Genomic DNA, 21,778 nt, shown 5'->3' with positions numbered 1-21,778 from the left:
CTCGCTGTGCCGTTGACCGCGTTCGACATTCAACCGCCTACGCATGCACTGGACAACGCCGCTTTTAACCGTTGCTGTCTAAAGTACTATTTTCTTAAAAAATCCGCGCACAAGCACCCGCCTCCTAAAAAGTTAAAGCCCTCCATCTACACCGGAGGGCTTTAACCTTATGGATTCGTCGACCACAGACCTGCTTCCTTAAGAAAGACGCGCGGATTCAATTTTAACTGAGAGACCATAAGTTCGGCGAGGTCTTCCGGCTGCATCACTTTTTCAGGGTTGCCGTCTGTCAGGTTTTGGGCGAATGCCAAATCAGTGGCAACCGTGCTTGGTGTCAAGGCGGACACGCGAATGTTATATTTTCTTGCCTCTTGCATGATGGATTCCGTCAATCCCAGGACGGCAAATTTCGAAGTGCTGTAGGCACTCATGACCGGCCCGCCTTTCTGGCCGGCGGTTGAAGAGATATTGATAATATCCCCGGATTTCCTTTCCATCATCTCCGGTAAAACCGCCCTTGTCACATAATACATGCCCATTACGTTGACATCGATGATCCGCTTGAATTCTTCGGGAGTGAGCTCGAGGAACTTTCCGAATTTGGCAATTCCCGCATTGTTGATCAGAATATCGATCGAACCAAGATCGGATTTGACATGATCGACTGCCGCTGTCACAGAAGCTTGATCCGATACATCTGCAACCGCAACTGCCACGTTTACGTCGAATTCCTCAAGTTCTTTGGCCACCTTCTCCAGATGATCAAACGTTTTTCCCACAAGCCCCACATTGATTCCCTCACGGGCAAAAGCAATCGCGGTTGCCCGGCCGATTCCTCTTCCCGCTCCGGTAATCAGGGCATTTTTCCCTTTTAAATTTTGCATATGCTATATAGTCTCCTTTTTTACTTCTGTTAAAAAATCTGCTTGGGCCAGCCAGTCATCTTTCTCCTGCCGGCCACCGCCAGAATACTATTGAAAAGTTTTCTGGTCAAGTAATTCACATACAAAAAAATCCCTCCCATAGGAAGGAGGAATTCTCGTTTTTTCCTCAGGCAGCATGAAGTCTCCTGAAAAGGCAAGGAAAACTGTCCCCTGCTTCAAATTAATCCAATAATGAGAGCGATTATGACTAAGATGATGCTTAGTCCCCACATCCAGAATAGGGAATAGCGCAGGTGTTTGCCCATTTCCAATCCTGCCAATCCGAGTGCCAGCCAAACTGCCGGCGCCAATGGGCTGACAAAGGTACCAACGATGTTTCCAATAATCATTGCATACGCTGTAGATAAAGAGGATACGCCAAAACTTGCAGCAATTTGGTCAACAACAGGAAACAATGCGAAGTAATAGGCATCTGTACTTAATAATAAATCAAACGGGACACCTAAAATCCCAATAATTATATGCAAATAAGGGGTAACGGTTTCAGGCAGTACCTTTACAACATCTTTTGCAATTGCATCTAACATCCCTGTTCCATTCAATATTCCCAAGAACAATCCTGCAGCCAAAATGATGGAGGCCATAGTAAGTGCATTGGGTGCATGGGCACGCAATCTCTCCATCTGATCATTGACCTTTCTAAAGTTAAGGGGCAATGCGATGCTTACACCAATCATGAAAGCCAAACCTGCCGGGATAATCCCTGCAACAAGGACACCAATAACGGCTAATGCTAAAAGTGCGTTTACCCAAATTAATTTAGGGCGATTTAAAGACTGGTCTCTTGCAGATTGGGAAGCCTCGTGATCATCTTCTGCCGAAGCATCCAGTGCTGCTGCCATTTCCAATGCTCCATAGTTCGCAATAATTCTTCTCTTTTCTCTTATTCCTAGAAAAACCGCTAAGACAATCATCAATATTAATCCAATCATTTGTATTGGAATCAGGGGTCTCCATAATTCTGTTACATCCATCTTCAATACAGAAGCCGTTCTTCCTAATGGACCTGCCCAAGGAAGCATATTCATAATGCTTGCGCTCCCTCCAACTAGCAGAAGAAGCAAATATGGATTCATTTTCAATCGTTTATACAATGGCAAAAGTGCCGGAATTGTTATTAAAAAGGTAGAAGCACCCGATCCATCCAACTGTGCAATCGCTGCAATTAAAACGGTTCCCACACTCACTGTAACTACATTTCCGCGTGAAAAAACGACCATTTTATTAATGAGCGGGTCAAAGAGACCTACATCTTGCAAAATTCCAAAGAAAATAATCGCAAAGATAAACATTATGGCAACATTAATAACAGACCCGACACCACTTTCAAAAAAGCCGCCAATTTTCCCCATACTATACCCCGCAGCCAACGCACCGAGAATAGGTGGTATAACCATAGCAACAATTGGGGTGACTCTTCCACTGATTAGTAAAGTGACAATGACTAAAATCGTCATAAGACCAATTAAACTAAGACTCAATTGATATTCCCCTTTCCGTAACTCACTAATTTTCTTTATCTGGATACGTTTTCATTTGGTGCTATTTTTTTGTTAGTAAAAAATTATCACGGAATAAGGAAAGGGTAAATGTTCTACTCATAAAACAAATAATTATCATTTTTAGTAATTTTGTTCATAAGTTTCATAACAAATATATTGACGTTCTGGCCTCCCGACAGTTCCGTAGTTGAGCTTTGTTTTTACCTTTTTTATCGAAACTAAATATTCCAAGTAACGGCGTGCTGTCGAACGGCTTATTCCTAATAATTTGCTCAATTGTACAGCTGTTACTCCAGCAGCCATCTTATCGTTTAATAATTGATTAATTTTGTCTAAAGTAATCGAATCAATGCCTTTTGGAAGCTCCTGATCTGGACTATGTGAATCCAATAAACGGCGAAAACCCGTCAGATAGTCAATATCCGCCTGTTCCAGCTCTTTTTTAGATTGCATATAATTTCTATATTTTTTGTACCTGGATAAAGTTTGTGCGAATCGTTCATCGTCCACAGGCTTCACGATAAAATCAAAAATTCCGCCGCGCAATGTTTCTTGTATGGCGGATGTATCTTTTTCAGCACTTACGATTACGATATCAACCTCATGATATTTATGGCGGATTTGCCAAAAAAGCTCCAGACCCTCGACATCCGGAATATATAGATCCAGCAATAGCAGATCGGGCATCTTTTGGCAGTTTTCAAGATATTGCAGTGCCTCGTTCCCGCTTTTTACAACCTTTTGAACATCAAACCCTGCTACTTTTTCAACATATTGACGGTTAATTTCCGCCACTCTAAAATCATCCTCGATAATGAGTACCGAATATGTTTTCTTCATCCTTCTCTCCTCTAATCTTTTGGTATAATGATGACGAAACAGGCCCCTCCAAGTTCGCCTTCTTCCAAAACAATGTCACCGCCGGCTTCATTCAGCACGAATTTAGTGAGAGCCAAGCCTGTTCCCCGATTGAAACCCCTCTTGGTTGAAAATCCTTGCTGAAAAATCCGGGACATATTTTCTTGCGGCACACCAATGCCGGCGTCGTCAATTTCAAAAATGCAATCGTCCCCTAGATCAGTAAAAAAGATGGAAACCTTACGCTCACTTTCAACTTTAGTTTTTACCGCATCAAATGCATTTTCAATTACATTCCCCAGTGCGGTTAATATGGCATCCTGCTTTTTCTCGGAAAATTCGTATTCCAACTGACTATCTGGATGAATCGTCATCGTAATACCCAATTCATTTGCCTGATTAAATTTCCCTTGCAATAATGCATGAATTAACGGATCAGAAACCTTTTCTGTCAAAAAGTCCAATCTATCCTGTTGAATATTGCTTTCTTTATAAAATCAATTGCGTCTTTCTTTCTATTGTTCTGTATCAATCCCAGAATAATATGAAGTTTATTAAAGTATTCATGCGTCAGGGCGCGCTGCGTATTGGCATATTGCCTGATTCGCACTAACTCCGCTGTCATTTTTTCCAATTCCGTTTTTTTACGGAAAGTATAAACAACGCCGGTAAAAACATCTTCACTGTATATCGGAGTTTGATTGACAAGGGCGATATTTTTCCCAAGAACCATTTCCCTGTCATAGTAATGATCCTTTTGTTTAAATAAAGCACTTTTATATAATGAGGGGGCAATCTCTTTGATGGATGTCCCCAGATAATTGATTTCTTTCTGCTTCTTTTTGGAAAAAAGAATGTCTTTTGCCGCCACATTCATGGCTGTAATCATCCCTTGGCTGTCCACAGCGATGATTCCTTCATGTGTCGACTGTAAAATTGCTTCGTTTTGTAAATATAAATGGGAGATTTCCTCCGGCTCCATATGATGCAGCAAGCTTTTAATATAATGGGAGATCAAACTTGCTCCTAAAATACCTAAAAGCATAATAATACCAAGGGTAGTCCACAATGTCCGGCTTTGATTTTTGATCATTTCTTGGACACTGTCGTTAAGAAAGCCAACCGATACGATTCCAATAATTTTTCCATCTGAATAGATGGGCACCTTCCCGCGAATAGACAGGCCAAGTGATCCGTTTTTTTTCGATACATACGATTCCCCGTGAAGCAATGCTCTATCATTATCCCCGCCCACCATTTTTTTCCCAAGTTTTCCGGCATCGGGATGCGAGTATCTAATTCCTTCTGTATCCCCGACAACGATGAACTCAGCACCCGATTCCTTTTGTATTGGTGAAACGATTTCTTGAATCGCTGATGAAGGCTCTTCCGATTGCAGTGCTTCTTGAATTTTGGGGATATTGGCTACACTATGTGCTAAACCAATGGCTCGTTCCCCTATTTGGTCCTCTATCATATTGACAATAAATTTATGAAGAAATATCAAAAAAATAATGCAAATTCCAATGATCAACAAACTAATTAATAGGATCATTTTTATTTTCAAGCTATACTTCACCTTTGGAATTCTGCGTTCCCGATACATATGACAAATCCCCTAAAAATATTTTAAAAGTTTATTATAACACTTCCTTTAAAGCAGGATGAAGCCGGGGAAATCGGTGGTGGAAGCCGGGAATAGAATTGTGAATATTTGATCAATCCTATTTTCAGTTATCTTTGATCATTTTTTCACTGGCATCTTTGTCAATGTTTTTAAAAAGCTTTAATAAAAAAGGCAACAGCAAGAACAAGGTAATGACCCTGATAATATGTAAAGTTGCTACAATTGTAGGATTAATTTCAAGTGCTACGGCTGTAACCGTCATTTCAGCTGCACCGGCTGGTGTAGTACTGATTAAGCTGGTTGTATAGGGAAGTTTCGTAGTTAATTTAAAAATGAACGCTGTCATTAAGGTCAAACAAAATAGCAGCAAAATGATCAATAACGTGGCCGGGCCAAGTTTCCAGACCCTTCTGAGTACCTCTCTATCAAAGCGGATACCGACAAAAGCACCTATCAATGCCTGGCCAATCCCTGAAACATTCCTTGGAACCGGATCAATTTCGACAACAAATACAGTCAGCAGGAAGCCCGTTAATATGGAGAATAGCAATGTTCCCCCGGGCACTTTAAATCTGGCATCAAGATAAACTGTGATCAGGATAACCGTAATAAAAAACAATATTTGTGATGGTTGGAGAAGGATTGTCGATTGGACAGTTGCAGGATCAACCGAAACAGGCTGAATATAACCTATAATTAAGGGGATGGATATAGTAAAAAAAGTGATCCTGATTGTATGGAACGCAGCAACCAATCGATCATCTGCCCGGTATTGGCCACTAATCCCAATAATTTCAGAAGCTCCGCCCGGAATACAGCAAAAAAATGCGGTAAACCTATCGATGCTTGTTATTTTATACAACAGGATACCGAGTAAATATCCTGCAGCAATCAAAATAATAATGGTGGCAAACAAAGGTATAAACAAATAGTGCATCTGCTTTAAGGTATCCAAATTTAATAACAGGCTAATATTTGCGCCGGCAAAAGCCAGGACCAGTTTAAAAAGGTTCCTGTCAAATTGAAAGCGTGTAAGAAATATCCCAAAAACAATCCCTGTGGTTAATGACCCGATAAGCCATCCAGCAGGGATATTGAGCGTATCAAAAATGAAGCCTGCAAATATTGCCAATAATAGATAAATCCCTTTTTGTACGACCATAAAAAATCCTTTCTGTTCATCATAGAGGTACAGTTATAGACTGATGGACTGCTTTCAATCTCATTCATCCCCTGTCGGGCTTGCGCTTTGATTGTCGCAACCACAACTGCATTATTTTCCTTCTCCGTCACAGGCCCCGATATAAGTAGGTCAGAAAAGCCCGCATGAATCTATATTAAGCTTACAATATAATCTGTAATTGATTAAATAGAAAATTTGAATAGCCTGCCATTAAGAAAAATAATGGCGATAAGTGAGAGCGCTATCTTTTAGGTATTTAAGTTAAATCCTTCAAATGTTTAGTTGCTGTAATAAGAAAATCGGGTGCGCCGAAAAGCGGCCTGATTTTAACGCAAAACAGACTGACTAATCCGCTCTGAGATCGCTTCTGCAAAATCGGATGTTGATGCGTTGCCTCCAAGGTCTTTTGTTTTGACGCCGTCTTCAAACGACTGATACAGGCCCTGCTCTACGAGCCGGCCGGTTTCCTTCAGCTTTGGATCGTTATGGCGTTCTGCCAGCCAGTCCATCAGCATCACAGTGGAAAGGATCATACCAGTCGGATTGCCAATATTTAAACCGGCAATATCCGGTGCGGAACCGTGCGCTGCCTGCGCCATCGCAAGGTGATCATTTGAGTTGATGGATGGGGCCAGCCCCAGGCTCCCTGCAAGTTCACCTGCAAGGTCAGAAAGAATATCCCCATACATATTTTCCGTCACAATCACATCAAAGTCTTTGGCACGGCGTACCAGGTGGGCTGCCATTGCGTCAATATGGTAATCGTCTACTGTAACTTCAGGGTACTGCTCCGCTACTTCCCGGCAAACTTTTAAAAATAAGCCCGTACTCAAGCGGAGAACATTGGCTTTATGGACAATGGTTACTTTTTTACTGCGCTGCATGGCCATTTTAAACGCGGCATGGGCAATACGTTCCACTGCTTTTCGGGTAAAAACGCCGGATGTCAAGACTACATCTTCGGTAATCTGCCATTCTCCATGTCCGTTGTACATATTGCGGTCTGCGTAAAAACCTTCTGTATTTTCCCGGTAGATCACTAGATCTGCTTCTTCTACGACACTCTTAATTCCAGGCATAGTTTTAGCCGGACGGATATTGGCGTACAAATCAAGTTTGCGGCGAAGGGCACCGCTAGGGTTCAGCTTATTCTTATGCTCAGGAGGATAGGCGGCGGAGTCATGAGGGCCGAGAATCCATCCATGCGTATTTTTTAACGTTTCTGTGGTAATCTCCGGAAGGGGGTCATTGTGATGTTTGATTCCTTCCCACCCCATTGGAAGGTTAACCCAGTCAATGTCAACGCCCGTTTTGCGGGCAGCTGTTTTGAAAACCTCTACTGCAGCTCTTACAATTTCCGGTCCAATGCCATCTCCAGCAAGTACTCCCAGACGATAAATAGTCATTTCAATAACTTCCTCTCTTGAATAAAGTAGATGCTAAGTTCCGTAAAGCAACAGTAAACTTCTATATCTAATGTAAAGGAATTAAAGAAATAAATATAGAAAAAGGATACTGAAAGATACCAGCGGTTCACCTATCATTTGGAAAAACCACCTTTTCAAATTGGCAATGGTAAGAGTATTTGTTTATTTTGCAAAAGGGTACGGCTTTTGCAGTTAAAACAAATAAAAAACAGCCTTGAACCCGCATGGCTGCTGATTCTTTGGCTGTTTTTTCCTGTCGGAAAGTTGTAGTGTAAATTACCCGAAAAAGGGAAAGATCGTTGCAAGGAGGGATCATGAGGCTTGCCGCACAAAAAAGCTCTCTCTTGGAAAGAGAGCTCGATTGGTAAGTATAGAAGTGTTCGATTGAAGAAATTATTTGAAAGCGCTTTACATAGAAGTGAAACTAAGAAAGGAATGATAAATCTAAAGCTAAATTCAGGAAAAAGACAGTATGCACAACCGTGAATATAAGTCCAGCTTTTGTTGTTTTGTTCATAAATTTGTCACTCCTTTTTTTTAGTGTTTTTAGTATATACCCGGAAAGCAGAGTTGTAAATATTTTTTTAAAAATTTTTTCTTGGACTCTAAATAAAGAAGGGTCTCTTGCCCCAAGATGTACTTTTTCACCGGTTTTCCGGGCTTTATCGCCTTTTCTCTTATAAAACATATGTTGCAAAATGGATATCATGCAAAGCAGATCTACCTCAGCACCTCAATGCCCGCGCACGCTTTTTTTCGGCGGATGCGGGCAACGGCTCAGCTTCCCAATGCCCGCGCGAGCTTTTTTTCGGTGGACGCGGGCAACGGCTCAGCAACCCAATGCCCGCACATGCTTTTTTTCGGCGGTCGCGGGCAACGGCTCTGCAACCCAATGCCCGCGCGAGCTTTTTTTCGGCGGTCGCGGGCAACGGCTCAGTGTGCCAACGCCCGCGCAGACGCTTTTGGGCCGGCATTTCTGCCGGCCCTTACAGTTCGAATTCCCATTCGTCTTTTAAATTCAGGTATAAAATCAGAAGTGCATCCTCAAGCTCGCGCGTATTTTTTCCGGTCGTTTCCCATCCAAGCTTTGGAAAGAGAATTTCCGCCACTTGCTTCGTTAAATCATGGCGCTCCTCGAGTGGCAGCTGCAGCAGGCGGTCGCTGTACGTTCGGACCAGATTCCAGTCCTGGGCAGTCAGTGCGCGAAGCGTAAATGATTCAATGAGAATGTCGTGCTTTGACAGTCCTCTTCTTTGAATTTCCTTTTCAACGGGCGTAAGTTTTCCCGGTCGCTTCGCTTTCCTTTCGTGAACGACAATCGTTCCGGCGACCAAGTCCCCGACCCTTTTATGCTGAGGATGGAAAAAGATCATCAGCAATCCCGTTAAATAACTTGCAGGGAGGGAGTCCACAATGCGCATAAAATTCCGGATGAAGCTCGATAACAGTGTCAGGCTGTGCCCGTTATCCTGGATTACCCGAATGCCCAATGCCCTTTTTCCGATCGTTTTTCCGCCAAAGTAAAATTCCATGAAAACAAAATATCCCCAATTAAGGATGAACAGCCCGATAATCGCTATCCCGAAAATAATGGAGGTAATTTCATCATTCAACCCCGAAATTGATGCCCCGCCGGTCAACAGAATCAAAAGGACGATAATGACAAGTATATTGGCTACTGTCAAAATGAACTGGTCAAGCAAATAGGCCGCTGCCCTGCTTCCCAAACCGGCCAGTTGAAACTGGATGGAAACGAATTCCGGCGTTTTGATCCCGACCTGTTCTTTTTCCATATTTTTTCCTCCTTTCCCAAGTTGATGTTTCTATTGCCCAAGAGTGTTACTATAATAGTAGAGTATAGATGCCGATCTTTTACTAGAGGTGACAAGTCACATGAATGTAAAGCAGTTTATAAAAAAACACCGGGATGACTGGAAACAGCTGGAGCAGCTTGTTGCTGCGATGCATAAACGCAAAAAAAATGTAACAGGCGCAAACATAGATCAGTTTTACCGGCTGTATCAGAAAGCCGCCCAAAACCTTTCGTATTCCCAAACTTATTTTCCAAAGGAAGAGGTCACCTTCTATTTAAACGGCCTTGTTTCCAAATCCCATAATGTATTATACAAGGATCAAATGTCGAGCATGAACCAGGTGCGCCACTTTTTCACTGCCACATTTATCCGTTTGCTTTGGGAACAGTGGAAGTTCGTCGTTGCAGCCCTTGTGCTTTTTACAATTGGAGCTGCCGGCAGTTACATATCCGTGCTTCAGGATCCCCAAAATATGTATGCCATTCTACCGCCTGAAATGGCTTATGGGGTTGACCCTGATTCGCTTGGAAGCTCGGACGGCGGGCATTGGGATTCTTCGGTGATGTCAGCCAGTATCATGACCAACAATATCCAAGTCGCCATCCTGGCTTTTGCCGGAGGGGTCACCTTCGGATTGTTGACCGTCTATGTCCTTATTTATAACGGCATCGTTATCGGGGCCCTTGCCGCCTTGTTCTGGACCCACGGGAAAAGCTATGAATTTTGGGCTTACATCTTACCTCACGGAATGATTGAGCTTACCGCCATCTTTATCGCAGGCGGCGCCGGGCTTCTGATGGGATACAAACTTTTCGTCCCGGGACATTTTTCCAGGGGATACCAATTGAAAGTGAACGCGAAAAGGTCCGTGCAGCTTTTGCTTGGTACGGTGCCGCTGTTCGTAATTGCGGGAATCATTGAAGGGTTCATCACCCCTGCTCCCATCCCGCTTGAGGCCAAATATATTGTCGCTTTCGCAACCGTCCTTGGCTTGATCTGCTATTTTATTATTGGAAAAAGACTTTTCCTGCGCGAACTTTGAGGATCATATAAGTTCTCATTCGGATCATATTCCATCCAAAGCGGATCATACCCGCCCGGAAATTGATCATATTTCCGGGCAACCAGATCATATCCTGCTCTATTTGGATCATATCCAATGAGCGCAGGATCATTTGCTATAAATGCAAGATCATATCCTATTAACGCAGGATTATATTGCATTAAAATCGGACCATATTTCACAAAAGTCCGATCAGATCATAGACATCCAAAGCTACAACAAATTCCGATTCATCATGTCAATATAGTAGGAGACGGCGGCAACCGCCAGCTTTTCCTCATCCGCTTCGATCATGAGCAGGCCCTGATTTTCCCATTTGGCTTTTTCCCTCTTTTTAAAAAGCATCTGCTGCTGGGCGATGCTTTTGATCATGGCATGCTCCACTTGGTCCGGGTTTTCATTTATCCGTTTCTTGATGACTTCATCTTCGACGCCGATCATTAAAAATAAATGCCGCTGCCTGATCCGCATCAAATAAGTGAGTGTGTTTTCCTCATACAAAAACGTGCGTATGTCACTAAACAACAATAGCAGACTACGCTTTTTCTGCATCGTCTCCAAAAAGGAAAAGACGGCCCCATAATTCGGCTCCACCGGATCGACCTGCAAATCATAGATGGATTTCAGGATGGTCTGCATGTGTTCCATCCCTTTGGCCGGTGGAACAAAGACTTTCACATCTTTGGAAAAAGCGAGGACGGATACGTAGTCCCCTTTCCGCAATGCGGCAGCAGTGACGGTCATGGCGGCTTCAAGCGCACGCTCCAAACGGTTGCCTTTTTTCAGCTCCGCTCCCATCATTCTTCCGCAATCTATTAAAATCGTAATATATTTTCCGTGCTCGGGCTCATATTCGTTCGTCATGACTTCCTGAAGCTTCGCCGTCTGCCTCCAGTTGATCATGCGCGGGTCATCTCCGGCGGCATATTTCCTGATCTGTGCAAACTCCCCTGACCCGCTCTGGTATTTACGGATTTTCATGCCTTCATGCAATAAATATCTTTGCGCATCCTGCAAGTACTGCTTCGTTTCGGTCATGTCCGGGATGACTTTCAAAGTTTGGGGAAGCTCCTCTGTTTTCTGTTTTTCCCACAGGCCCAGCGTGCTTTTATAGCGGAAATAAAGCCGCGTGACTTCATAGTCTCCCCTGACCGGCGCACTCGTTTCATATAACGCTGCCGCCACCGCCTCTTTACGTCCCGTTCCTGTTACAGGGAAAGGCCGGGCAAAAGTCTGCGGCAAATCGTCAACAATCGCATATGAAAATGGGCGGCCGGAACGGTTTTCCACTTCTATCCTCACTATATACGGAAGGCCCCGTTCCATTTCCTCCGGCATGATCCGTTTGAAATCCAGTTCTTTTTTTCCGGGTGAAAAAAACAGGTCCAGAAAGCTTGCCAAAAAAACGATCACATTCATCACGATGATGTATGTCCATGATACATCCGCCCATACGCCGAGCAGGACGAAAAGAGCAGAGATGCCAAGGAAAACGAACAGCAGCCGCTTTGTCGGCAATATCCCCCTATCTCGGAACAGGAACCGAGCCCACAAGTTCTTCAATGACTTGGTCAACGAATCCTCCCTCCAATTCCACGTGCGGGGCTAATTGAATTCTATGTCTGAGCGATGGTTTCGCGACCATTTTCACATCGTCCGGCGTTACATAATCGCGGCCATCCAAATACGCCCAAGCCTGGGCGGCTTTCCCGATGGAAATCGCGGCCCTTGTACTGGCCCCGAAACGGATCGCTTCCGTCTCCCTTGTCCTTCTAACGATCTGCATGATATATTCCAGCACACTGTCGTTCACCGTGACTTGCTCAATCTCTTGCCTGGCTTTTAAAAACTCCTCGATGTCCAGAACCGGTTCAACAGCTGTTGATTTAAAATTGTTTTCGATCACATTTTTCAATACATCTTTTTCTTCTTCAAATGTCGGAAAATCAATCATAAGCTTAAATAAAAAGCGGTCCTGCTGGGCTTCCGGCAACGGGTAAGTCCCTTCAAATTCAATCGGGTTCTGCGTCGCCACAACAAAGAACACATCGGCAAGCGGGTAGGTTGTCCCTTGGATTGTCACCTGTCTTTCTTCCATCGCTTCCAAAAGGGCCGCCTGCGTTTTAGCAGGAGTCCGGTTAATTTCGTCCGCCAACAGGATATTTGTAAAAATCGGCCCCTTCAGTGTTTCGAAAGAACCTTCTTTCACGTTGTAAATGACACTTCCTGTTATATCGCTTGGCAGCAGGTCAGGGGTAAACTGAATACGATTGAACTGTCCGCCCAAAAGATTTGCGAGCGTCCGGACCGTCGCCGTTTTACCTGTACCCGGCACCCCTTCCAGCAGTACATGCCCCCCTGCCAGAATCGCAGACAGCAAGAGTCGGAGATTCGTGCTTTGTCCAAGGATCCGCTCTTCGTATTTTTCCAACAACGCCAATACTTTTGTACTCATCTCTCTTCCACCACTTTCCTCAGCCGGTCAATTTTTTTCGACCATAATAAATATTCCTGTTTGCTCAATCTTTCTTTGTTTAAAACATCCGTTAAACCGGATAGAAAAGAATCAATCTCTTTTTTTCCCATCCGCCCTTGGCTTTTGCGCTCCAAAAGAGGGGCCAGGCTCCTCCACTCCTCACGGTAAGGAATGTGCCATTTCTCCTGCAGGACCAATTTTAAATAATCAGCCTGAATGGCGATTGAATCATGGTAGCGCCGGCTTCTCATATACCAGGCGGCCAATGCACGGATCCCTTCGTCGCTGAAACGGACAGTTGCCTCCCTCGGACTGAATATCGGGCCAAACCGTTTCCCCTGATACCACAGCCAAAGAATCGCGAGGATTCCCCCTTGGAACATGAAGAGTAAAAACCACATCGGATAAACATTTAATGCTTTTTCCCCGCCTTGTGGCTTGTGCACATACTCATCAAATAAAAATTGCCGGCCTTCTGTTTCATTCAGCAGTGAAGTAAGAAGGGAAACATGATCCTTTTTCAAAATCTGCCCGTTTGTCATCCATTCCGGAAAAATGGAAACGATCAGCCGCCCATCGCCATAAGGGCGTTCAAGCGCAATCGTTCCTGCATCATCGTACAAAAGGATGTCATCACCCTGCTCCGTTTGCATGCGGTTCAAGTAAGAAATTTCCGCTTTATTCCTGCTATCTTTTTGATCATAAAGTATTCCTTCTTCCGCTCCGGCCTCGACCGGGTCCGTCACCAGATCAAACATCCCCTGCGGGTTCCTTTGGAATAACAAAATGGTGTTGCCTGCTTCCATAAACTTTTCATAAGCCTTCATTTCTTCACTTTTTGGCATATTCAGCGGTTCTACCATGACGAGCACCTGCCCGCCGTCTTCAGCATCCAACGTTTGCGGCGGTTTTTTCCACCTTTGAACAGATTCCGATTCTTCTTTTAAATATGTATAAATGGCCTTTGTACCGGTAGGGGAAGGAGAGTCGGAAACATAGGCGGGATAGGCGGCGGGCTGCTTTGACTGCAAAAAATATCCGCCGGCCAAAAAACATAAAAGTAGAATGCTGAGCAAAATCCATGTTCTTTTTCCAGATCTCTGCAAACTTGTGCCCTCCTATCCTTCCATCGTTTTCTCCGGCTCCTCCAGCCGCTCCATCGCTTCTTTTCGAAACTTATCGTACTCTTCTTTTTCCAGTTTCCTTTCGCCGTAAGTCACTTCGTCAAATACACGCGCCAAATGATAAAATTGATCGGCCCAATTTTGGTTGATCTTTTTTAACTCATCATAATACTCCCAGTTCGTTTTCCATATCCTTGCTTCCAGCCATTTTTTTTCATGAAAATAAAGAAGGAGCGCCAAAAATAAATGGCGCGCAGCCTTAGAATAATCGTGCTGCTGCTCCTGCTTCAGCGCCTCCGACAAATGCATATCGGATGTCCAGTCCAGTTCTCTCATGGATTGAAGAGGCGACTTGTCGCGGTATTGTCTGGACCGCCGCGTATTGCGGACGACAAAATAGGCGGCTGCGCCCAGCACGATGACGATCAAAACAATGATCACCGCCAGAACCGGACCTGCAGCCGCGCTTGTCGCTTCATAGGAAGGAAACAGTTTTTCAAGCTGCCTTGCCATCCATTCCTTGGCGTCATCCCACCAACTCTGCAGGAAACCTTTCGGCTGGTCCTCATACACTTTATATTCAGCTCTGTTTAATATTTCCCGAAGCCTTTCCCTGGCCTGATCGGCATCCAGCATGAACCATCACCTGACCTAGATTTGTGGTGTGTTATATTCCCCAATCATTTCTTTCAAATCGTCCGCATCATTCCTGACCTTCAGGTCAAAATACATGACGGCATATCCTACGGTAAAAATCATCGTTGTGAAGAGGCTTGCTACGTTGACAATAAGTGAAAGCAGCACACTGTCTCCCAGAACCATCATAAAGGAAAGTTCCAATGTTACGCTGATCATTGTAATAATCATAGAGAAAATGATAAAAAGCCCAAACAGCACCCAAGTGCGGCCTTTCGTCAATTTCCAGCTGCGTGAAAATCCCGGTGTCTCCTCCTTAAACACGACCGAACCAAAATAAAAACTCCAGCGGGTCAGCAAGAGGCCGATTCCTATGGCAAATCCCACAAAAAGCAAAATAGCCAGGATGATGCCGACAATTGGCAGGACAATCGCTCCGACAACGCCCGCAATCGTTATGATGATAATCGGGACAATAAATAAACCGAACGCAATCAATCCAAACAAAATAGTGCTTCCGAGCATTGGCCAGTAGCGTGAAAATGCCTGCTTAATAACAGAGCCGACTGTATACTCCTCACCTTTTCTCAAATGGTCAATCGCAAACATGACCGCGGCAGTAGCAACAGGAGCCAGAAAAATCGCAATGAGGCCCACTAGTGCAATGCCTAAGTCGGCTCCCAGGTTCACGGTCTCCGTGTCATCGAAACTCATGATCACCTGTTCAAACCAAGTCTCGCCCGGACCGACTTCCCTGAAAAAGCTGACGCCGGACGCCAATTCGATCAGGGCCTGCAATAAATAAACGGGACCCATAAAAATAAGAAATATTAAAAAAAAGTCCTTAAAGTGTCTTTTGCTTAAACTGAACGTATGATCCAGAATCTGGCCAAACCCTTTCGGTCTAGTAAACTTCTCATCCATTCAAAAATTACCCTCCCCCAAAAATTCTCATATCGACTATTTTAACATTGATCCTATGGAATGTATGAACTATATAATAATTTCTGGGATTTTTTCATCACAATGTATGTAATCAACAGGCGGAAAATGAAAAGAAACATGCAAAAACGCCGGCTGTTTTTTCAACAGCCAGCGTTTTTTCGGCTATGCTTTTTTCGGAAAAATAAAATACGATAACGTGATGACTGCGTCAATGAGCAGGACGAGCATCCAAATGCCGGTGATCTTTCCAATTATCGGATCCGCAAACCAGCCTTTTTCAATGATGTTTCCGAGAGTATCCCCGAAATCGTTCATTCCCAAAACCTCAACCGGGCTTTGAAAATCACTGAAAAAGCTGAAGATCACCAACGCAACTGCATACATCAGCGCATGAAGTGCGAATTCCTTCCCTTGTTTGGCCGCATATGCCAAACCGTACAATTTTTCCTCTTTTTCCTCTTCAATAGGCGGCTCGCCTTTCCACTTCCGGATATTTCTTTTCATCCAGCGGTCGAGTTTCCGCATATCATTTCTTCCAAACGTTAAAGCATACAGCAGGAATATGACAATGATGACTTGGAATGTATCAAAAGTTCCTGTATTCCTATAGTCCATGATGCCAAGCACCAGAAGCCAGGCATCGCTGAAAAGCCAGATAAAAATGAAGTACTTGCTGAGTTTTTCCAGGCCGAACGCATATCTGACGATAAAAAATCCCAAGAGACTGACCCAAAATATGATTTCTCCAAGGATGAGAAATAACCACTTATATTGGAGGATAAAATCAATCATGCCCATCTCTCCCTTTTTCATAAATCGCAAATGCCCTGTCTAAAAACTCCAGCAGGTTTTCATCCAAAGGGTACCAGCCAAGCTTCAAGGACTTTTCAGGTGACCTTCGTACTTCCCATAATTGGTGTTGAAGCTGTTCATCTTCCCCGTAAAGCGATTCGGATTTCATCCAAATCTTCTTAACGATTGTTTGAACCTCTTCGGAATCCGGAGACTGGTCCATCACGCTTTGAATTTCTTTTAACAAACCAATCCATTCCTTTGTCTCTTTGTTGTCATCATTTATATTGGGAAGTTTCTTCGCAACTTCTTCCGCTTTTTCTCCAAGCCAGCGCTTTGAACATTTTCTCATCTCCATTTGGCCGCTCTGCTGATGCTTGAGCATTTGTAAAATGAGATCCCAATTGATCCGGCCCTCTATTGAATAGCTATGGAGAAGCCCCACTAGATCCCTTTCCATTTTTTCGAGGATCTTCTGCTCCGACCGGATGAGGTTCAGTTGATTTTTTATATGGTCAACAGGATCTAAGTCATCATTTTCAATCAGCTGCTTGATTTCCTTTAAAGAAAATCCCACTTTCTTCAGGAATTGGATCTGCTGGAGCTTAAAAATATCTTCTTTTTCATATGTGCGGTGTCCGCCTTCCGTCGCACCGGAAGGCTTTAAAAGACCGATTGAATCATAGTATCGTAAAGTCCTTGGGGTTACATTAGCTTTTTTCGATAATTCGCTGATGGTAATCATAGTGCACCTCATTTCGTTTCTGACACCAGTATACAAGTTGACGCTGCGTCAACTTCAAGTTATGTTAAAACAAAGTTGTTTTACTCGGATTTTTTCATAAATATTATAAAAATATTATAAATGAAACTGGCAGAAAGCGGTGAGATTCCTATGTACTACCAATCCCCATACAGAACGGCCAAAAGCAAGCCGAAAATCATTAAAGTAGCCGGCGAGGGGAAAATTTCTATTGAACCGGATATCGCGGAGATCCGATTGGGGGTCTCCACGGAAAATTCAGCCTTGGCCAAGGCGCAGGAGGAAAACGCAAGAGCTATTTCCGATATTAAAAAGGCTTTAACCACTGCAGGCATTCCTGAAAACGAAATCAAAACTGCCGATTACTCCATCCATCCCCAATATGATTATGTGGAAGGCAGGCAGGTTTTTAAAAACTACAGGGTTGAGCATATGCTTTTAATTAAGGTCGCAGAAATCAACCGGGCGGGAGCCATTGTCGATACCGCCGTGAGAAATGGGGCCAACGTTGTTTCAGGTGTCACCTTTGAAACATCCCGTTATGAGGAATTTTACAGGCAGGCACTCTCCCTTGCGGTTCTGGATGCCCGCCGGAAAGCCGAAACCATTGCTGAAACGCTGAATGTGCTGCTGTCAAAAGTGCCTCTGTCGATTGTCGAAATCACCGATGGTAAAATGATTCCTTATCAGACAAAGACATTTGCGGTCAGCGAAGCGTCGACATCCTTTCATCCCGGGACGCTTGCGATTATAAGCCGCGTTCATGCAGAATTCACCTATGCTTCTATGTAAACGCTTTCCCTAAATATTTCGAAAACTCCTGTATTATTTTCAGCATGTTCATGCTATAATATAGAAATGTTTATACGAAAGCGGAGGTAGGATGACGCCATGAATACAACCGAGGAAAAGACAAAAACCTTGAATTTGGAAGATGTTCTCATTGCGTATCAATTTTTAAAAGACGTAGTGGCACATACACCTTTGCAGAAAAATGACCGGTTATCTGAGCAATATGATTGCCAGGTGTATGTAAAAAGAGAGGATTTGCAGCACGTCCGCTCCTTTAAGCTGCGTGGTGCTTATTATAAGATAAAAACAATTGAACATGAAGCCAGGGAAAAAGGCGTTGTATGCGCCAGTGCCGGAAACCATGCTCAAGGTGTTGCCTACGCATGTGCCCACCTTGGAATTCAAGGGACGATCTTCATGCCGCAAACAACACCTAAACAAAAAATCAACCAAGTGAAAATGTTTGGCCGCGACTATATAGAAGTCGTTATGACCGGCGATACTTTCGATGAAAGTTCCGCCCAGGCAAATGCATACGCAGAAGAGGAAGGCCGCATCTTCATCCATCCATTTGACGACCTTGACATCATTGCCGGACAAGGAACAGTAGCGGTCGAAATGATGAATGATATTCACGAGCCAGTCGATTTTGTCTTCGGCAGCATCGGCGGCGGCGGATTGATGGCCGGCTTAAGCACTTATATAAAAAATGTGTCCCCCCACACAAAAATGATCGGCGTTGAACCAAGCGGAGCGCTGAGCATGAAAGCGGCTTTGGAAAACAACTCCGTGACCACGCTCCCTTACATCGATAAATTTGTAGACGGAGCTGCTGTCCAATGCGTCGGCCAGAAGACATTTGAACTGTGCAAGAAATATATCGATGATATTGTGTCTGTTCCGGAAGGAAAAGTATGTACAACCATCCTGGACCTCTATAACCAGCATGCCATCATCGCGGAACCTGCGGGCGCCCTTCCGATTGCGGCATTGGACTTTTATAAAGACCAAATCAAAGGAAAAACGGTTGTGTGCGTCATCAGCGGCGGCAACAATGATATAAGCAGAATGCAGGAAATCAAAGAAAAATCATTGATCTACGAAGGGCTACTCTATTATTTCATCGTGAACTTCCCGCAGCGCGCAGGTGCACTCCGGGAATTCCTGGATGAAGTGCTTGGCCCTGACGACGATATCATCACATTCGAATATACGAAGAAAAACAACAAAGAAAGAGGCCCGGGCCTTGTCGGCATCGAATTGAAACGCCGTGAGGACTACGCAGGCCTGATCGAGCGGATGAAACAAAGAAACATCTCCTATACGGAAGTGAACAAAGACAGTACGCTGTTTCATTTGTTGATTTGATGAGGACGCCCCCGGGGGCGTTTTTTTCCTGCTAAAAAAAGCTAAAATTTGAACCGTATCTTCTAATAGAATGTGATGGGGTCCAGCTACAGGCGTCATCGGCGCAAGGATTAAGCCAATCGCCTTTGAAGGCAAACTACGCCTTCTTCAGCACACGTCTAGCTTTGCGTCGATAGGCGGGCGCCTTGCGCTTTTCTTTAAAGCAAATTTAATTAGATTGGCTTATCTCCGTCGGCCCGGACATCTATAACCAAAAAATGCTCATGACCCACCACTCTGACTCCCCCTTTATTTCCGCCATATATTTCAACTTCTATAATTTTGGGCCATTGGAATACACCTTTCGATGCTGCTTCTATTGTATCAACATTATAAGTTTAAAGGATTACAAACTTTTCTGTTGAATATACCTTATAGAATATAAAAATGGTTGATTGTCGACAATCTTTCCACCGTTTTTCATAGTCTTCATATTCAATAAAACCATTTTTCAGATGATATTCACCTGTCGAATTGGGGGGATTAGTATGAGCATATTGATTATCCAACCAGAAGACCTTGCTCCTGCAGGAGAAATAACTACTGCCCTTAAAATGGCTGGGGAGCACTATACAGTTTTTCGAATGGAAGAAAACACAATACTGCCAAAGGAAATAAATAAGTATGAAGCATTAATCATAATGGGCGGAAGCATGGGGGCTTACGATGATTCTGACTTTCCTTTCTTAACAGAAATTAAATCGGCCATCTTGAATTTTTATCGGTCTAACAAGCCCATTTTAGGCATTTGTTTAGGAGCACAACTAATTTGCAGCGCCTATAAAAAAGCCGTTCGCAAAATGGAAAAACCTGAATTTGGTATGATGAAGTTAAGAAAAACAGAGGAAGGGAAAAGTGATCCACTATTTCGTAACTTGCCAGACACATTTTCTTTTATGGAATGGCATGAGGACTACTTTGAATTGCCTGAAAAAGCAGTTCGCCTCGCTACAGGTAGCAACTGTAAAAATCAGGCATTTAGAATTGGAGATTATATTTATGGTTTCCAATTCCATCCTGAGGTTAATAAGACCATCTTGGAAAGTTGGGTAAAAGAGAAGAAAAATTGGATTCTGCAGCAGGACTCAAATTTTATGGAAAAGATGGATGGTTTGGTAAAGGTAGAACTTTCCTCTTCCAAAAGGTACTGCCATCAAATAATATATGAATGGTTAAAGTTAGTGCAGGAACGAAGGGCATACGGCAGTAGCAAACCCCTTTAGACCTGATTCAGTGGTTCAATTTTGGACAATCTTTATATGAGTAAACAGACAAGGACGGCAACACCGCCCTCAAATTTTTTGCAGGAGAATTAATGCGTATTTCTCATTTATTTAAAAGATTTCGCGAATTCAATTAAAATTTCTTTATATGTTTCAACAGATTTCAAATCCACATATTCGTTATCACCATGCCAGAAGTTTCCTGCCGGGCCAAATTCAATGGCAGGTATGCCGAACTTGGAAAAATACCTGGTATCGGCGAATCCATGCTGCCCAAAAATTTCAACCTTGTCTTTATCTGTGTTAGCTCTTATTTGTGATACCAAGCTCTGTATATGTATATTATCAGCTGAATTCATGACCGGGTCTCCATATAAGACAACCTCAACCTCACATTTATCAATACTTCGGATTTGATCGATAATCATCTGTCTGTTTTGAAAAGGGAGAAATCTAATATCAAGCGACATAACACACGCGTCGGGCACCTTGTTATACACTTCCCCTCCCGTAATTTTCGCCAAATTGATCGACGGATATCTAAAAAATTCCGAGGATTCTTTTGCAAAAGGAAGGCTAAGAATATTTTTGTACAATTCATAGGAACGTAAAATAGCATTCTCTCCCTCCCACGGCCGGCTGCCGTGAGCCGATTTTCCCCTGACAAGTATGTCCAATTGGAGAACCCCTTTTGCCTGAAGGCCAATTCCCAGATTAGTAGGTTCAGCACATATTACAAACTCCCCAACATAGCCGGATTCCGTTAAATATTTCGTACAATTATACCCTCCTATTTCCTCATCTGTCACAAGCTGTAATTGTATTTTGCTGTTTAATTCCTCATCCTTTAAATCAGCCATCGCAAACATCATAGCCGCCACACCGGCCTTCATATCTGCCGATCCTCTGCCATATAATTTCCCCTCTGCCTCATATGGTTGGAATTGAATTTCCTTTCCGCTTACGACATCTACGTGTCCATTTAAAATTAAGGTCTTTTCTCCGCTGCCCACTTCACATATCAATATATCAAACCCGTTATTTTTAAGTTTATTTACAGTAAGCCCCCGTGCGAGAAGCCAGTTTTCACAATATGCAATTGCCTCATTGGCTCCTTGTTTTGTGGAACTGTCGATTCGAATCAAATCCTTTATTAGACTTATCAAATTGCCCATGTATGTATGCCCCTCTCTTATTTTATC

Annotated in this window: 21 protein-coding genes; 4 read left to right on the top strand and 17 right to left on the bottom strand. The window is 43.5% G+C overall.

Annotation, left to right across the window (positions count from 1 at the left end; genetic code table 11):
* Positions 1-167: 167 nt before the first annotated feature.
* The 9 genes from D4N35_RS04970 to D4N35_RS04935 all read right to left on the bottom strand — a co-directional run bounded on the left by D4N35_RS04970 (position 168) and on the right by D4N35_RS04935 (position 9,334).
* Complete coding sequence (locus D4N35_RS04970; RefSeq protein WP_120070918.1) at positions 168-884, bottom strand: 3-ketoacyl-ACP reductase; 717 nt, start codon at positions 882-884, stop codon at positions 168-170.
* Positions 885-1,099: 215 nt separating this feature from the next.
* Positions 1,100-2,425, bottom strand: coding sequence for a CitMHS family transporter (locus D4N35_RS04965; protein WP_120070915.1), 1,326 nt, complete (start codon positions 2,423-2,425; stop codon positions 1,100-1,102).
* A 141-nt stretch (positions 2,426-2,566) separates the two neighbouring features.
* Complete coding sequence (locus D4N35_RS04960) at positions 2,567-3,286, bottom strand: response regulator (RefSeq protein ID WP_120070912.1); 720 nt, start codon at positions 3,284-3,286, stop codon at positions 2,567-2,569.
* A gap of 11 nt (positions 3,287-3,297) precedes the next feature.
* Entirely contained in the window at positions 3,298-3,759 is a 462-nt protein-coding gene (locus tag D4N35_RS18360; protein WP_235870292.1) for a sensor histidine kinase, read from the bottom strand.
* Positions 3,756-4,910, bottom strand: a complete 1,155-nt coding sequence (locus tag D4N35_RS04955; protein WP_235870291.1) for a cache domain-containing protein — start codon at positions 4,908-4,910, stop codon at positions 3,756-3,758. The genes D4N35_RS18360 and D4N35_RS04955 overlap by 4 nt, the downstream gene beginning before the upstream one ends.
* Before the next feature lie 124 nt (positions 4,911-5,034).
* The gene (locus tag D4N35_RS04950; protein WP_120070909.1) at positions 5,035-6,093 is read right to left on the bottom strand and encodes an AbrB family transcriptional regulator; all 1,059 of its coding nucleotides are present in this window, start codon (positions 6,091-6,093) and stop codon (positions 5,035-5,037) included.
* Positions 6,094-6,440: 347 nt separating this feature from the next.
* Entirely contained in the window at positions 6,441-7,520 is a 1,080-nt protein-coding gene (locus D4N35_RS04945) for an isocitrate/isopropylmalate dehydrogenase family protein (RefSeq protein ID WP_120070906.1), read from the bottom strand.
* 445 nt (positions 7,521-7,965) lie between these two features.
* A complete protein-coding gene (locus D4N35_RS04940; protein ID WP_120070902.1) occupies positions 7,966-8,250 on the bottom strand; it encodes a hypothetical protein in 285 nt (94 codons plus the stop codon).
* A 277-nt stretch (positions 8,251-8,527) separates the two neighbouring features.
* On the bottom strand, positions 8,528-9,334 hold the full coding sequence (locus D4N35_RS04935) for an RDD family protein (RefSeq protein WP_120070896.1): 807 nt from the start codon (positions 9,332-9,334) through the stop codon (positions 8,528-8,530).
* A 100-nt stretch (positions 9,335-9,434) separates the two neighbouring features.
* Here D4N35_RS04935 and D4N35_RS04930 point away from each other — a divergent pair, with 100 nt between their 5' ends.
* The gene (locus D4N35_RS04930) at positions 9,435-10,397 is read left to right on the top strand and encodes a stage II sporulation protein M (protein ID WP_120070893.1); all 963 of its coding nucleotides are present in this window, start codon (positions 9,435-9,437) and stop codon (positions 10,395-10,397) included.
* A gap of 234 nt (positions 10,398-10,631) precedes the next feature.
* On the opposite strand, the gene D4N35_RS04925 is transcribed toward D4N35_RS04930, so the two are convergent.
* The 7 genes from D4N35_RS04925 to D4N35_RS04895 form a co-directional block, all read right to left on the bottom strand.
* Entirely contained in the window at positions 10,632-11,936 is a 1,305-nt protein-coding gene (locus D4N35_RS04925; RefSeq protein ID WP_120070887.1) for a DUF58 domain-containing protein, read from the bottom strand.
* Between the two features lie 7 nt (positions 11,937-11,943).
* Positions 11,944-12,873, bottom strand: coding sequence for an AAA family ATPase (locus D4N35_RS04920; RefSeq protein ID WP_120070884.1), 930 nt, complete (start codon positions 12,871-12,873; stop codon positions 11,944-11,946).
* Positions 12,870-14,000, bottom strand: a complete 1,131-nt coding sequence (locus tag D4N35_RS04915; RefSeq protein WP_120070881.1) for a DUF4350 domain-containing protein — start codon at positions 13,998-14,000, stop codon at positions 12,870-12,872. The genes D4N35_RS04920 and D4N35_RS04915 overlap by 4 nt, the downstream gene beginning before the upstream one ends.
* 12 nt (positions 14,001-14,012) lie before the next feature.
* Positions 14,013-14,654: a DUF4129 domain-containing protein gene (locus D4N35_RS04910; protein ID WP_120070878.1), complete on the bottom strand. Its 642-nt coding sequence runs from the start codon at positions 14,652-14,654 to the stop codon at positions 14,013-14,015.
* Between the two features lie 15 nt (positions 14,655-14,669).
* Positions 14,670-15,578: a DUF7847 domain-containing protein gene (locus tag D4N35_RS04905; protein WP_120070873.1), complete on the bottom strand. Its 909-nt coding sequence runs from the start codon at positions 15,576-15,578 to the stop codon at positions 14,670-14,672.
* 183 nt (positions 15,579-15,761) lie between these two features.
* Complete coding sequence (locus D4N35_RS04900; RefSeq protein ID WP_120070869.1) at positions 15,762-16,391, bottom strand: hypothetical protein; 630 nt, start codon at positions 16,389-16,391, stop codon at positions 15,762-15,764.
* On the bottom strand, positions 16,384-17,136 hold the full coding sequence (locus D4N35_RS04895; RefSeq protein WP_164876289.1) for a MerR family transcriptional regulator: 753 nt from the start codon (positions 17,134-17,136) through the stop codon (positions 16,384-16,386). Before D4N35_RS04895 ends, D4N35_RS04900 begins: the two co-directional genes overlap by 8 nt.
* Positions 17,137-17,286: 150 nt before the next feature.
* Here D4N35_RS04895 and D4N35_RS04890 point away from each other — a divergent pair, with 150 nt between their 5' ends.
* The 3 genes from D4N35_RS04890 (at position 17,287) to D4N35_RS04880 (ending at position 20,576) form a co-directional block, all read left to right on the top strand.
* Positions 17,287-17,946 (top strand): SIMPL domain-containing protein, encoded by a 660-nt coding sequence (locus tag D4N35_RS04890; RefSeq protein ID WP_120070863.1) that lies wholly within the window; start codon positions 17,287-17,289, stop codon positions 17,944-17,946.
* A 99-nt stretch (positions 17,947-18,045) separates the two neighbouring features.
* Positions 18,046-19,314 (top strand): threonine ammonia-lyase IlvA, encoded by a 1,269-nt coding sequence (ilvA, locus tag D4N35_RS04885; RefSeq protein WP_120070860.1) that lies wholly within the window; start codon positions 18,046-18,048, stop codon positions 19,312-19,314.
* A gap of 527 nt (positions 19,315-19,841) precedes the next feature.
* Positions 19,842-20,576, top strand: a complete 735-nt coding sequence (locus D4N35_RS04880) for a type 1 glutamine amidotransferase (RefSeq protein WP_164876288.1) — start codon at positions 19,842-19,844, stop codon at positions 20,574-20,576.
* A 107-nt stretch (positions 20,577-20,683) separates the two neighbouring features.
* On the opposite strand, the gene D4N35_RS04875 is transcribed toward D4N35_RS04880, so the two are convergent.
* On the bottom strand, positions 20,684-21,751 hold the full coding sequence (locus D4N35_RS04875) for a M20 family metallopeptidase (protein WP_120070854.1): 1,068 nt from the start codon (positions 21,749-21,751) through the stop codon (positions 20,684-20,686).
* Between the last annotated feature and the right edge of the window lie 27 nt (positions 21,752-21,778).

This window comes from Siminovitchia fortis (genome assembly GCF_003605365.2).
GTDB classification, from domain to species: Bacteria; Bacillota; Bacilli; order Bacillales; family Bacillaceae_C; genus Siminovitchia; species Siminovitchia fortis.
The sequence above is the reverse complement of the archived record's forward strand: the minus strand, read 5'-3'. Positions and strand labels throughout refer to the sequence as shown.